This window comes from Cytobacillus sp. FSL K6-0265 (genome assembly GCF_038003465.1).
In the GTDB taxonomy this organism is placed as follows: Bacteria; Bacillota; Bacilli; order Bacillales; family Cytobacillaceae; genus Cytobacillus; species Cytobacillus stercorigallinarum.
Window position 1 is genome coordinate 451,335 of the sequence record NZ_JBBOPE010000001.1, and the last position, 13,832, is coordinate 465,166.

13 protein-coding genes, 1 riboswitch and 1 other annotated feature are annotated in these 13,832 nt (G+C 38.4%); of the genes, 11 read left to right on the forward strand and 2 right to left on the reverse strand.

Annotated elements, in window-relative coordinates; all coding sequences use genetic code 11:
- Positions 1 to 7: 7 nt before the first annotated feature.
- Positions 8 to 227 (reverse strand) — a binding site (T-box leader).
- A 45-nt stretch (positions 228 to 272) separates the two neighbouring features.
- Positions 273 to 1,460, reverse strand: coding sequence for an FtsW/RodA/SpoVE family cell cycle protein (locus tag MHH73_RS02380; protein WP_341064393.1), 1,188 nt, complete (start codon positions 1,458 to 1,460; stop codon positions 273 to 275).
- 148 nt (positions 1,461 to 1,608) lie between these two features.
- Entirely contained in the window at positions 1,609 to 2,967 is a 1,359-nt protein-coding gene (gene mgtE, locus MHH73_RS02385; RefSeq protein ID WP_341064395.1) for a magnesium transporter, read from the reverse strand.
- A 460-nt stretch (positions 2,968 to 3,427) separates the two neighbouring features.
- Between mgtE and MHH73_RS02390 the strand changes: the two genes are divergently transcribed.
- From MHH73_RS02390 to MHH73_RS02440, 11 genes are all read left to right on the forward strand, one after another.
- Positions 3,428 to 4,207 (forward strand): hypothetical protein, encoded by a 780-nt coding sequence (locus MHH73_RS02390; RefSeq protein ID WP_191813550.1) that lies wholly within the window; start codon positions 3,428 to 3,430, stop codon positions 4,205 to 4,207.
- Between the two features lie 53 nt (positions 4,208 to 4,260).
- Positions 4,261 to 4,436: riboswitch (cobalamin riboswitch) on the forward strand.
- Positions 4,437 to 4,544: 108 nt separating this feature from the next.
- Positions 4,545 to 5,507: an ABC transporter substrate-binding protein gene (locus MHH73_RS02395; protein ID WP_191813547.1), complete on the forward strand. Its 963-nt coding sequence runs from the start codon at positions 4,545 to 4,547 to the stop codon at positions 5,505 to 5,507.
- A complete protein-coding gene (locus MHH73_RS02400; RefSeq protein ID WP_191813545.1) occupies positions 5,473 to 6,531 on the forward strand; it encodes a FecCD family ABC transporter permease in 1,059 nt (352 codons plus the stop codon). Before MHH73_RS02395 ends, MHH73_RS02400 begins: the two co-directional genes overlap by 35 nt.
- Positions 6,532 to 6,538: 7 nt before the next feature.
- Entirely contained in the window at positions 6,539 to 8,014 is a 1,476-nt protein-coding gene (locus MHH73_RS02405) for a heme ABC transporter ATP-binding protein (RefSeq protein ID WP_341069626.1), read from the forward strand.
- The gene (cbiB, locus tag MHH73_RS02410) at positions 8,004 to 8,957 is read left to right on the forward strand and encodes an adenosylcobinamide-phosphate synthase CbiB (protein ID WP_341069630.1); all 954 of its coding nucleotides are present in this window, start codon (positions 8,004 to 8,006) and stop codon (positions 8,955 to 8,957) included. Before MHH73_RS02405 ends, cbiB begins: the two co-directional genes overlap by 11 nt.
- The gene (cobD, locus tag MHH73_RS02415; RefSeq protein ID WP_341064400.1) at positions 8,944 to 10,020 is read left to right on the forward strand and encodes a threonine-phosphate decarboxylase CobD; all 1,077 of its coding nucleotides are present in this window, start codon (positions 8,944 to 8,946) and stop codon (positions 10,018 to 10,020) included. Before cbiB ends, cobD begins: the two co-directional genes overlap by 14 nt.
- Positions 9,999 to 10,568 carry a bifunctional adenosylcobinamide kinase/adenosylcobinamide-phosphate guanylyltransferase gene (locus MHH73_RS02420; protein WP_341064402.1) on the forward strand — a complete coding sequence of 190 codons (570 nt, stop codon included), beginning with the start codon at positions 9,999 to 10,001 and terminating at the stop codon, positions 10,566 to 10,568. The genes cobD and MHH73_RS02420 overlap by 22 nt, the downstream gene beginning before the upstream one ends.
- Positions 10,565 to 12,067: a cobyric acid synthase gene (locus MHH73_RS02425; RefSeq protein WP_341064404.1), complete on the forward strand. Its 1,503-nt coding sequence runs from the start codon at positions 10,565 to 10,567 to the stop codon at positions 12,065 to 12,067. Before MHH73_RS02420 ends, MHH73_RS02425 begins: the two co-directional genes overlap by 4 nt.
- Positions 12,064 to 12,861: an adenosylcobinamide-GDP ribazoletransferase gene (gene cobS, locus MHH73_RS02430; protein ID WP_341064406.1), complete on the forward strand. Its 798-nt coding sequence runs from the start codon at positions 12,064 to 12,066 to the stop codon at positions 12,859 to 12,861. Before MHH73_RS02425 ends, cobS begins: the two co-directional genes overlap by 4 nt.
- The gene (locus tag MHH73_RS02435; protein ID WP_341064407.1) at positions 12,819 to 13,424 is read left to right on the forward strand and encodes a histidine phosphatase family protein; all 606 of its coding nucleotides are present in this window, start codon (positions 12,819 to 12,821) and stop codon (positions 13,422 to 13,424) included. The genes cobS and MHH73_RS02435 overlap by 43 nt, the downstream gene beginning before the upstream one ends.
- Positions 13,376 to 13,816, forward strand: coding sequence for a bifunctional adenosylcobinamide kinase/adenosylcobinamide-phosphate guanylyltransferase (locus MHH73_RS02440; RefSeq protein ID WP_341064409.1), 441 nt, complete (start codon positions 13,376 to 13,378; stop codon positions 13,814 to 13,816). The genes MHH73_RS02435 and MHH73_RS02440 overlap by 49 nt, the downstream gene beginning before the upstream one ends.
- The last annotated feature ends 16 nt before the right edge of the window (positions 13,817 to 13,832 follow it).

Sequence of the window (13,832 nt, forward strand, 5' to 3'; positions counted from 1 at the left end):
TCATCATTTGAGAGACGAGCTATAAACCCGCGGTACCACTCTAATTGTTCCGTAACGAACCCCTTTACTACTTGCCTGTAACGGGGCGAACAACCGACATGACCTACTTAAATTCTGCCATGCTTCTATCGAAGTGCGCTTCAATGTGGCTTTTTCTCGCAGGCTCTCACCATCCCTGCTTCGCTTTAGAATTCACCTACATCTACTCTCTTCGTCACTGAATTTCCGTTTGATTTTCCATTATTATACGCTAGATTTTTAAAAAAGCAACCTTAAGATGCACGATAATATTTAGAGCTATCTTGGAACATATAACTCTTTTGGTGAAATCTAATGCTAAAAATAAGCCCCATAGCCATCATATTGCCGATTAAGGAACTCCCTCCATAACTGATAAAAGGAAGAGGGATACCAGTGATTGGTAACACTTGAATAGTCATACCGATATTTTGAAATACATGGAAGGTAATATAACTAATGACACCTACGCAGACATAAGTATTAAATGGGTCGTTGACAGTTAAGGCAATTTTCGTTAGATGAAAAATGAGAACAAAGTATAAGCAAATGACAATGCTTGCACCAATAAAGCCATATTCTTCACCAATGACACTGAATATAAAATCGGTGTGAACATCGGGAATATAAACTTGTCTTTCATAAAAACCTTTACCACCTAACTCTCCTGAACCGATGGCGTGAAGAGAATTGTATAATTGTAAGCCAGCTCCTTGTTTATGTGTATAAGGATCTAACCAAGCGTAAATCCGCATCAATTGATAGTTATCGACTGAAAGATATTTTAATAAAGTTTCAGGGGCCCAAATTATATAGTAAATGATGGTTCCACCAATAGCTGCAACCGTTCCATAAACAGGTAGGATGATTTTCCAGGTGATACCCGAAACAAGTAGAATCCCTGTGAAAATAGCAATAATAACTAGGGCAGTACCTAAATCCTCCAATATAATGAGTCCGAGTGGCACGCATGTAACGAGCCCAAGTTTAATAAAGAGAATGAGATCATTCTTGACCGTTTTCATGGTGTATTTTTCATAATGACTAACGATTACTTTACTTAGGGCGAGAATAAGAAAAATTTTAAAGAATTCGGATGGTTGCAAGGAAGGTCCTGGTAGGCCGTTATACCAAAGTTTTGCTCCTTTTACTTCATAGGCAATAGACTCTGGTACAATAAAAAGCCCAACTTGAAGTATCGTTCCAATACCGAATAATATCCATGTCATACGCTTAATCTGATCGGAATCAAAATACATGATGGCTGCAATCACAATTATACCCACACTATAAAAGATAATTTGCTGTAATACGAAGTTATCAGGGTATTGTGCTGTCGTTTGCCCACTGTAAATGGCTGTGCAACTAATGATGCAGAACAAAAATAATATCAGGCATAATGTCCAATCAAAGCGATCATTCTTTTTTTGTATGCGATCCATATATAAACACCTATCTTTATTTTATACATTAAGGTAATGCTACGAATAGAAAAAAACACATGAGGGGTCTTTTGCAAAAATATGTTTAAACGTATATATAGACGTACAGAATTGAAAAAGAGTTTCCTTATTTACAAAAAAAGCAATGCTAAATTAAGTACGAAATAAACATTGTGGCAATACCAAAATACGTAACAAGAGAGAAAATATCATTTAATGTTGTAATAAGTGGTCCGGAAGCTATGGCTGGGTCTATGCCAAATTTGTATAACAGTAGTGGAATAGTTGCGCCCGAAAGTGTGCCAATAATTAACGTAAGAAGAAGGGAAACGCCAACTACTAAGCCTAAATAAACATTTCCTTGCCAGAAAAATGCAATCAGTGCGATTAAAATACCACAAGTTACCCCAATAATAACGCCAACCCCTAATTCCCTAAGGATTAATTTCGTGACCACTTTTTTATTTAAATTATTGGAAACAAGACCTCTGACAACGACAGCTAATGATTGCGTACCTGTGTTACCTGTCATACCAGAAATCATGGGCATGAAAAAGGCGAGGGCTACGACTTGCGATAAAGTTGCTTCATACCCGCTAATGATACTGCCTGATATAATGCCGATGAATAATAAAAGGATGAGCCACGGCAACCTTCGATAAGCGGCAACGAAAGCTTTCGTATCAAAGTCTATTGCCTTACCGGAAGCTGATAGCTTTTCAATATCTTCATTCGCTTCTTGCACAACAACATCCATCAAGTCATCAACTGTTGCAATTCCCATTAGCACATTTTCATCATTTACAATGGGGATAGCAAGAAAATCATATTTTAAGACCATGTTGGCCACTTCTTCTTGGTCTGTCGTCACTGCCGCTGAAATGACTCTTTCATACATAATGTCTTGGATGACCTCAAGAGGCTCTGCGATTAGTAAGTCACGGTGAGAGACAACCCCCACTAATTTTCTATCTTGATCAATCACGTATAAATAATTAATCGTTTCCGCATATTCTGCAAAGGATTTTAACTTTTCTACTGCTTCTCGGACTGTGTAATAATCACGGATCCATACAAAGCGGTTAGTCATTAAGCGCCCAGCTGTTTCTGGAGGATAGGTCATCATATTTTGAATAATGCGGGATTCACTTTGTTTCATGCCGGCAAGGAGACCTTCTATTTTCTTAGCTGACATATCATGAAGTAAAAGGGCGAGATCGTCATTGTCCATTAGATCAAGGACTTTTCCTGTTTTCTCATTTTCTAATTTATTTAAAACCTCAAGCTGCATGTCTTTATTAAGTTCTTCTAGTAGTTGGGCCAGGCGCTCAGCTGTCATAAATAATAAGAAACGTTTCTTATGTTTTTCAGGTAGATGATCATAAACTTGAGCAATATCATACGGTTGCAGTTCATCTAATATCCTGTCAAACTCTTTTTGTTTATTATCTTTTAGTGCTTTGATGATTAATAAAGCGATTTGGTTTTCTGTCATCGTCTGAATCATAAAGCTCAAGTCCTTTCAACCGAGGATATACCTTAAATTGTAAACACAGATTACATGATTATCTTACCATTTTTTAACTGGGGAATTCATAATTTTTTTCTTAAATGATTGGATGGTTTAAAAGTTATGACTGTATGCTAAAACCTTAGTTATTTTCATAGTATGTGTTAGAAGTGGAATGTTATCATTGGTTTGATACAAAAAGGTTCTTTAAGGGTTTGAACAAAACGCTGGAATTGAAATAGTTATTTTGTAATGTTTTTTTAATAATCGTATTTCCTTATCTTTGCTAAAATGAAGTGGATGAATGGACGTATTGTTATCGGTTATTTTTGCTTAGCGTGCATGTAGTATAAATTATTGCAGTAAAACGAATAGTGTGTGGTATAAGGGTGATTGCAAAGGTAGTACAATTTAATTTGCTCTTCGTCTTTCTATAATCAGTTCGGAGGTTTCTAAATTGCGAAAGAAAAATCATAGTGTTCGAGATCTCATCTATATTTTATTAAACGAAAAGGACCAGTCTGTTATTTCTTATGGAATTGAATTTTCTGAGTTTATGAAATCCTTACAGAACAACACTGGGCATCTCCTATTAATGAAGCATCAGTATGAAAACGGGGAACGGAATGTACATACCATGTTTGATTGGGTGTCTCATGAGGAATTGCCAGCACTTATAAACGAAGATGTTTATAGTTATGGTGATTTTTGCTGGATAGATTTCGAGGAGGAAGAATCGTTAAATGAACTACCTGCCCAAGCAATTGCTGAGCTCCTATATCTTAGTCATGTAAAGGAGCATTTAAAGAAACCTTTCTATAACCATTTAAGCAATCGTTATTGCTATTTAGCCTATGATGACGGTTGGTTAAATAAGGTCTATTACCGAGACTGGCAGGATTTTTACAAAATGCTTGGCGATGTGGCAGCGATGAAGATGGAGCATTTAAAAGTAGAAAAATCTTTATTAGGCCTGAAAAAGAAAAAAACATATCCGCAAGTGCCAGAAGATGTTTTACGTGCATTAAGAAATTTAATGAAGGAAGGTCTGGTCATTTCTTATGAACAAAGTGAGCAGACACGAACGAAAATTAGTATCCCACTCTGGACAATTGGCGATTTCGCTAATATGGATGATATGTATGATGAGTTTGAAGCAATGAGAAAGGAAGCCACTCCGGACGCGAAATTGGTTTTTGATAAAAAACTGAAAGAATGGCAAGTAACTGATTCATAAAAATAATAATGCACCACAATATATGATAAGGTATAATAAAATCGACAGAAAATTGTAGATTTAAGGAAATAGGTGTCATTTTATGACTTAATAGGGGAAATTGGTGTAAAACCAATGCGGTCCCGCCACTGTAAATGGTTGATAACAAAGAAACCTGCTATCTATGTAATAGCAGGAAACTGTGATATTAACCATGAGCCAGGAAACCTGCCTATCTTCCATAAACACTGTAACCTACGAGGATAGGAGGTGTTTGGTAAGGCTTCTTTGTCGTGATTTATTCCTTCCAAACATCTCCTACTACTGGGGATGTTTTATATTTTAAGGAGGGTTAATCATGAAGAAATGGTATTTATTTTTAGTCTCGATTTTACTATCAGCAGGTATTCTTGCTGGATGTGGGAACGACACAGCTGAGCCGAAAACAGGTGGAGAAGAAAAGGTTGAAGAGAGTACTGAAACTAGCGCTTTTCCTGTAACATTAACGGATGCTTGGGATCATGAAGTGGTAATTGAAGAGGAACCAGAAGCGATTGTTTCGTTAATGCCGAGTAATACTGAAATCGCTTTCGAATTAGGATTAGGTGAGAAGGTAGTCGGTGTTTCTGATTTTGATAATTATCCAGAAGAAGTGGCTGATATTGAAAAGATCGGTGGACAGGAATTTAATGTAGAAGCAATTATTGCTTTAAATCCGGACATCGTATTAGCACATAATTCAAGTGCACATAATAGTACTGAAGGTTTAGATCAAATAAGAAGTGCTGGTATTCCTGTTCTTATTGTCAATGATGCCCAGGATTTTGAAGAAATGTATGATTCTATTGAAATGATTGGTAAAGCAACAGGAGCAACAGAAGAAGCAAATCAAACAGTTGATGAAATGAAAACCCGTTTGGCAGAAATCGGAGAAAAGGCAAAATCCGTTGAAGAGAAAAAATCTGTTTTTGTAGAAATCTCTGCAGCACCTTCTTTATATACTGCCGGACAGAAAACATTTATTGATAATATGCTCAATTTGATCCAAGCGGAAAATGTAATAGATGAAGAGGGTTGGCCACAAATTGACGAGGAAGCTGTCATCGAAAAGAATCCTGATGTGATTATTACTACATACGGATATTATACGGAAAATGCAGTAGAAACCCTTTTAAGTCGAGAAGGATGGCAAGATGTAACAGCCGTTAAAGAGAAGCAAGTGTATGATGTGCACTCTGATAAGGTAACTCGTACAGGTCCTAGACTTGTAGAAGGAGTAGAGGAGCTTGCAAAAGCGATTTACCCAGAAGTATTTAAATAATAGAGGGGTTGCTTATTTCTGTGCATTCGTTTTCCTATGTGTAGCCATGCTTATGGGGATTTCTATAGGTACGGTTTCAGTGCTACCGTTAGATATATTGAATATCATTGGAGCGGAAATCTTACGTTTACCAATAAGTAATGATGTTGATCCAATGCACAGTAATATTGTTATGAATATTCGCTTGCCTAGAGTCGTATTGGCAGGATTCGTCGGGGCATCACTTGCAATGGCAGGTGCTGCCTTTCAAGGTTTATTAAGAAACCCTTTAGCAGACCCTTATACATTGGGGGTGTCTTCAGGAGCTTCTGTTGGTGCTGTATTGACTATCTTTCTCGGTTTATCCATCCCGTTTATTGGCACATTTACTTTACCATTATTAAGTATTACAACAGCTTTTCTAACGATAATTGTTGTCCTTTTCTTTGCGCGACAAATTGATCGTGGTATGAGAGTAGAGACAATTATTTTAACAGGTATTATCTTCAGTTCTTTTCTAGGTGCATTTATTTCCTTAATGATTGCTTTAACGGGGGATGAACTGAGACAGATTATCGGTTGGTTGTTAGGAAGCGTATCGATGAGGGGTTGGGACTATGTTCAAATCATCCTTCCTTTCTTTATCATTGGTTCTGTGATGCTTCTAGCCAATAGCCAGGAATTAAATGCGATGTCATTCGGCGAAGAAAGAGCCCGTCATATCGGGGTGAATGTACAGAAACGTAAGATGATGGTCTTAATTGCCGGATCGATTTTAACTGGTGCGGCGGTAGCGGTGTCAGGTACCATCGGATTTGTCGGCTTGGTCATTCCGCACCTGACTCGATTGCTATGGGGACCGGACCATAGACACTTACTTCCTTTATCGATGATGACAGGTGCTGGGTTTTTAATACTTGCTGATTTATTCGCAAGAACAGTCATTTCACCAACTGAGTTACCTATTGGTGTCATTACTGCGTTAATTGGTGCACCAGTTTTTGCGATCATTCTAATGAAACGAAGAGCGGAAGGCAGAGGATAATGTGATGATGTATAGCTTACGGCAAATTAATGGTGGTTATGGAGGCAAGCAGGTCATTCATGATGTTTCCTTTGACGTAGAGAAGGGACAGTTATTTGGCATCCTTGGACCAAATGGGAGTGGCAAGTCGACTGTTTTAAAGATGTTGAGTGGTCTTATACCGGTTACGTCTGGTGAAGTTTATTTAAAGGACCAACCAGTACAAAGTTATAACACGAAGGAAATGGCGAAAATCGTTGCTGTCCTACCTCAACATGCCGAATATAGTTTTTCTTATACAGTGAAAGAAATTGTATCACTCGGTCGCTATGCTCATCAAAGTGGTTGGTTCCAAACATGGTCTGATGATGATGATGAAGTGGTGCAACGTTCTATGAAACAAACAGGCGTACATCATTTTGCGCATAAAAATATTACTGAGCTATCAGGTGGAGAGAGACAACGTGTGTTTTTGGCACAAAGTCTCGCACAAGAACCAGAAATATTGTTACTAGATGAACCAACTAATCATTTAGACTTATCTTACCAAAAAGAATTGCTAGATATGTTAAAAGAGTGGACAGAGAAAAAAGGTTTAACGGTCATATCCATTTTTCATGATTTAAATTTAGCCGGTTTATATTGTGATCAAATCGTTTTGTTAAATGAGGGACAAATCGTCAGTAATGATAAACCTAATGAAGTATTGCAAGAAGCACGTATTATCGAGGTTTATGAGACTGAAGTGAAGAAACACGGACACCCGAAAGTCCCAGCACCACAAGTAGTTCTTATACCTGAGGAGAAATGGCAAAATGAAGAGATCATTACACCGGCTAGATTAATGATCAATAAAGAGTATATTACACTTCAGTCTGACCAACCGCTAAGGGTCATGTCATCAGGTGTTGTTGGTTCTGGTATTGGTTGGTATCAAACATTCGTTAATCGCCATGTGGATAAAAGTTATAACTGTGATGACTTTTATGAGGAGATGGTGGATTTTCTTATAGAAAAAGGGTTTGAGCCTTCGGAAACGGTTGGAATGATGACAGCGGTATATATGGATGATGTGGTCTACGGTTTTTACGAAATGGATCTGTTCTCTGTGTTGATCGTGGTAACAGCAGGTGTAGGCAACGCTGTCGATGTTTCGATGGCGAGCAAACATAAAGAGGTAGTAACTCCGGGCACGATTAATAGTTGGATATTTGTCAATGGCCATCTATCTGAAGAGGCGTTTATTCAAGCAATGATGACGGCTACTGAAGCGAAAGTAAAAGTATTAATGGATTTAGATGTGAGAGACAAAGAAACAGGGACAGTTGCTACGGGCACATCTACGGATAGTATCTTAGTTGCTGCAACACAAAGCGGAGAGAAAATCGATTTCGCTGGAACGGTTACACCACTAGGGAAAATAATAGGAAAAGGTATTTACGAATGTACACAAAAAGCGATTCACAAGAATCGTAAAAGAAAAAAGGAAACAGATAATGATTGAACATTTAGTTGCATTAACAGTAGCGGTGGTCATTGACCGATTCATAGGTGACCCACCGCGATGGCCGCATCCTGTAAAGTGGATGGGTTCTTTCATAGGTATTTTAAGAAAGAAATGGAATATAGGGGAACATAGAAAATGGAAAGGTGTAGCTATGTTAACAACAGTCTTAGTGATTGTATTAGCTGTATCGATAAGTATTGTTGTGATTGCCTATGCGGTCCACCCTATTGTTGGAATATTACTTGAGGCGGTGTTAATCGCAACTACCATCGCCCAAAAAAGTTTAAAGGAAGCGGCATTAGAAGTATACGAGCCTTTAGTGAATGAACAATTAAGTGAGGCAAGGCAAAAGCTTTCATATATTGTTGGTCGGGATACAGAGAAGCTAAATGAAGCAGAGATTGTTAGAGGAACAGTTGAAACAGTAGCAGAAAATACAAGTGATGGTATTACTGCCCCATTGTTCTTTGCCTTCATTGGTGGTGCACCGCTTGCCTTAGTTTATCGCGCTATTAATACTTGTGACTCAATGGTTGGTTATAAAAATGAGAAATACATTGACTTTGGCTGGGCGTCGGCAAAGCTTGATGATGTGGTGAACTGGGTACCGAGTAGACTGACAGCATTTTGTATGCTTCTCATGAATCAACCAAGATTTATTCAAAAGAGAGAGAGTTTTCGATTAGTGATGAGCGATGCCAAAAAACATCCAAGCCCGAATAGTGGTTGGGGCGAAGCGGCTGTGGCTTATTTATTAGGCGTTCAGCTAGGTGGTAAAAATACATATGAAGGGCATGTTTCGTATCGTGCCACGATGGGAGAAGACAATATGCCATTATCAAGTATTCATATTATAGAGGCGAATGCAATCATTGCTAAAACCATTCCTCTGTACCTTTTGATTTTATGGCTAGGGGGTGTATGGATTGCAATGGCCTAAGCATGGTGCGAATCCACAATATTTATACGAAGTATTAAAGTTAGATATGCCCGCAAACACAATTGACTTTAGTGCGAATATTAACCCATTAGGGCCTCCTGAAGATGTGAAAAGGCAATGGGGAAGCTTACTTTCATCATTATTAGAATACCCCGACCCGTTTGCCACGAGATTAACAGAGCGTATTAGTAAAACTACAATCCTTCCTAAAGAAAATGTACTCATCGCCAACGGAGGAGCCGAGATTATCTCAATGATTGGACATTTATTTGCTAGAAAGCGTGTAATGATTGTCCAACCTGCTTTTTCCGAATATGAGACAGCTTGCCGGGCGAGTGCGTGTGAAATTGATTATTTTTACTTAAATGAGAACTGGGAGTTAAACATAGAAGGTTTGATAGCTACTTTTAAGGGAATTGATGTAGTTTTTTTGACGAACCCGAATAATCCTACGGGTAAATACTTCTCAAAAGCTTCAATCAAACGTTTGATTGAAGCCGCTGAATGTTTAGGTGTTTACCTCATTGTGGATGAAGCTTTTTATGATTTTGTAGATGGATATGAACCAATCTCACCATTATTACACGAGTACAATCATTTAGTTATTATTCGCTCTATGACTAAAATGTTTGCCATTCCTGGGATTCGCTTAGGGTATGTGCTCGCGAGTGAACAGTTTATAAGCGATTTAAGGGCGATACAACCGCATTGGAGTGTCAATAGTGTGGCGCAGGAAATAGGATTACTGTGTATAGAGGATAATGACTTTCAGCAGAAAACACGTGAGTTGATGAAGATAGAACGGAAGAAAATCTTTTCCTTTTTAGCACGTAATGATTACCTTTATTCAGATTCATCCACTAATTTTTACTTAATAAAAGATTCGTTTTCCAAAGAAAGCAAGCGTCTTTTTCTCTTTTTATTAAAAAAGGGACTGATCCCAAGGCATACATACAATTTTCCCGGATTGGAAGGGAATTGGCTTAGACTAGCAATAAAATCACCGGATGAAAACATTCGATTGATGGAGGCATTAAAGCAATGGCGCGAATCATCTTTATAAGCGGAGGGGTAAGAAGTGGTAAGAGTCAGCTTGCTGAGAGGTTAGCAATTGATTTGGCACACTACCATGGGAAGCAATTACATTACATAGCGACAGCTCAACCAAGCGATAAAGAAATGATGTTGCGCATTAAGCATCATCAAAAGCAGAGGCAAGAAAGTGGCAAACAGTGGATGACATGGGAACAATCAAGAAAAGTTCATCAACTTGCTACCCACTTTTCTTCAAATGATATTATTCTTCTAGATTGCATAACCACTCTCCTTAATAATGAATTTTTTTATGAAAATCGCTGGTCTAATTACGAATTTCAGCAACAAATTTATGAAAAGCTTGTCCAAGGAATCACAGAACTTTCGAGTAAAGTTGATACGTTAATTCTCGTAAGTAACGACATATTCCATGACGTGATAAGTGATGAACCGCTTGTTCGTGTGTATGGAAAGATGCTAGGGCGACTCCATCAAAAAATAGTAGCGCTTGCAGATGAAGCTTATCTAGTAGATGCTGGTTGTCTTATTCAGATGAAAGGAGGAGAACCAATATGAAAGGCATAATGGTCGTTGGAACAGCCTCTGATGTAGGGAAAAGTATAATTGCCACAGCTATATGTCGTGCTTTAGTAGAAGAAGGTGTGCGTGTTGCCCCGTTTAAGTCACAAAATATGTCTAATAATTCTTATGTAACGGAAGATGGCAAAGAAATTGGACGAGCACAAGGGGTACAGGCAGAAGCTGCGAGAATAGAAGCTACAGTCTATATGAATCCAATTCTCTTAAAACCAACGTCAGACTCGACTTCTGAGGTAGTTTTGTTTGGGAAAGCTGGGGCGATTCAGTCTGGTCGTGACTATAGAACATCTTTCTATGAAAAGGGGCTTGAGGCGATTACGAAAGCACTTCATGAACTAGAAAATACTTATGATGTGATTGTGATGGAAGGTGCCGGCTCTCCTGTAGAAATGAACTTAAAGACTCGTGAACTAGTCAATATGAAAGTGGCTGAAATGGCGGATGTGCCTGTGTTGTTAGTAGCTGATATCGATCGAGGCGGTGTGTTTGCAAGTATCGTAGGGACGTTATCATTACTAGAAGAAAACGAAAGAAGTCGAGTAAAAGGGGTTATTATTAATAAATTTAGAGGAGATCTGTCTCTGTTTGCGGACGGTAAGAAGTGGATTGAAGATCACTGTGGTATTCCAGTTATCGGAGTGATGCCATATATCCATCATCATATGATTGATGCAGAGGATTCCTTATCTATACAAGTTTCTAAAAAGAATAACCCAATAGACATTGCTATATTTAAACCACCGTATCTTTCAAATTTTACCGATATAGATCCGTTTTTATTTGAAGGTGATGTGTCTTTCCGCTGGGTTAATCGAATTGATGAAATGGGCATGCCTGATGCTGTTATTTTACCAGGAACGAAAAGCACGATTGATGATTGGCAATATTTCTGTGATAGAACGCTCGATAAATGGTTAAAGCATTATATAGAAAATGGCGGCAGAGTAATCGGAATTTGCGGTGGTTTTCAAATGTTAGGTAGGCGATTAGCCGACCCTTATGGTGCGGATACCGGCATCGAAGGGAAGGAAATAAATGGCCTCGGCGTGATTCCTGCTATCACCACTTTTATCACTGAAAAAACAACCATTCAAGTGGAAGGAACGCTTCACCCCAAGTTAAAAGGATCATTTGTACAATCATTAAAAGGGTATGAAATCCATTTAGGCGAAACAGTAGTAGAGAATCATGATAGGCACTATTTTATGAAAAAAGCTGATGGTCATTATGATGGTTATACAAGTAACGATGGAAAGATTATCGGTACATATATGCATCATGTTTTTCATCACGACGAATGGCGTGCACAATGGTTAAATCAGATTCGTGCAGATAAAGGTTTGCCTTTAAGAGATCCGGTTTATATCCGTACCAAGAAGGACCAAAAGTATGCAGAACTAGCAGCACACTTCAAAGCAAATGTTGACTTTGACCTTCTTAAAGAAATCATCGGTATAGAGGATTGCATCTTATGAAAATATGGCTAAAAGGAGTATTAATGAATCTACAATTCTTCACTGCCATTCCGATTCCTATCCAATTACCGATGGATAAAAAGCATTTAAATGGCGCGATTAAAACCTTTCCATTGTTAGGTATGATACAAGGGGTCATCTATGCGATTATATTTTATTTGTTATTAATGATTTCTCCTTTCTCGCCATTAACAGCTGCCATTATTCTTTGGGTGACATTCATCGTTGTCACAGGTGGGATTCATTTAGACGGCTGGATGGATGCAAGTGATGCATACTTTTCCTATGGTGATCGACAAAAGCGATTAGAAGTGATGAAGGATCCAAGAGTTGGTGCTTTTGGTGTGCTGTCGGTCATTCTCTTATTAAGTACGAAACTATTTTTTATTTATGAAATCGCGATTAAATTAGAAAGCGCATCTGTATTCTTTTTTATTGCTTGTATTCCTTTTTTTAGTCGTATGGTCATGGGCATGATGCTAATGAAGGTGAAGACAGCTAAAAATAGCGGGTTAGGTTACATGTTTCAGGATGCAGCTACATCGAGAAGTGTTGTTATCTATGGTGTATATATTTTACTAGTTGTTATATGGCTGTTTTTCTTTTTTCCTTCCCTTTTATTCGGGTTTACTTGCATGTTCATCATTTCGTTAGGCTTATTTATAATTATGAAACGAAAAAGCGTGAGTTGGTTTGGAGGCACAACAGGCGATGTGATTGGTGCATGTGTGGAAGGAGTGGAATGGAGTTTATGGATGGTTCTTTGGTTATTACATTATTTCGTCATGGGATGACAGAGGCCAACAGGAAGAAAGCCTACCTAGGTTGGAGTGATTCTCCGCTTGTTTCGGCGCAATCTATCGTCCCGATAGTACCACCTTGTGATATCATCGTCACAAGTGATTTAGGTAGATGTATAGAAACGAGTAAGAAATTATTCCCTAATGAACCGCTTGTTTTGATGAGAGAATGGAGAGAAATGAACTTCGGTGAATGGGAAGGTTGCACGTATGAGCAATTAAAGAACCATCAATCGTATCGAAAGTGGTTGGATCATTGGCAAACATTGTCACCCCCTAATGGTGAGAGTTATAGTGAATTTAGTCAACGACTTAATCGCGCATGGGACTCGTTAGTAGCAGAAGCGTTGGAGAAATCCATTTCAACAATGGCGATTGTCACGCACGGTGGAGTAATCCGCCATATCTTACATACGAAAGTAAAAAATAAAAAAGCGTTTTGGGACTGGGAGATTCCTTATAATGGGGGCTACCAAATCGATGTTAAATGGAAAGGTGGGGAGATTATATGCACTTTGTTACAGGAGGAGCCTATAACGGAAAGGGAGAATGGGTAGCAAAACAATATGGTATTCACCGAGCAAGTAACTCCTGGTATTCCGCCTATCATAGTTCACCGCCACCTGATGTAGACAATTTTACAGAAATGGATGGTGTAATTGTCTGGGAAGGAATAGAATATTGGGTAAAGGATGTCTTAACTTACAGTCGAGAAGAGGAGATACAACAAAGAGTCCAGCAATTCCTCATTGACTTTGCAGCATGGGAAAACAACGAACGTACACGTAAAGTCATCATCATTGGTACGGATATAACCAAAGGGATTGTACCAGTAGATGAAAAAGATCGACTTTTACGAGATGTTTGCGGACGAGTGTATCAACAAATTGCCAAACAGGCATCGCAAATGGATATTATTTGGTATGGAATAGCTCAGAAAATTAAATAAGGGAGTGGGCGATTAG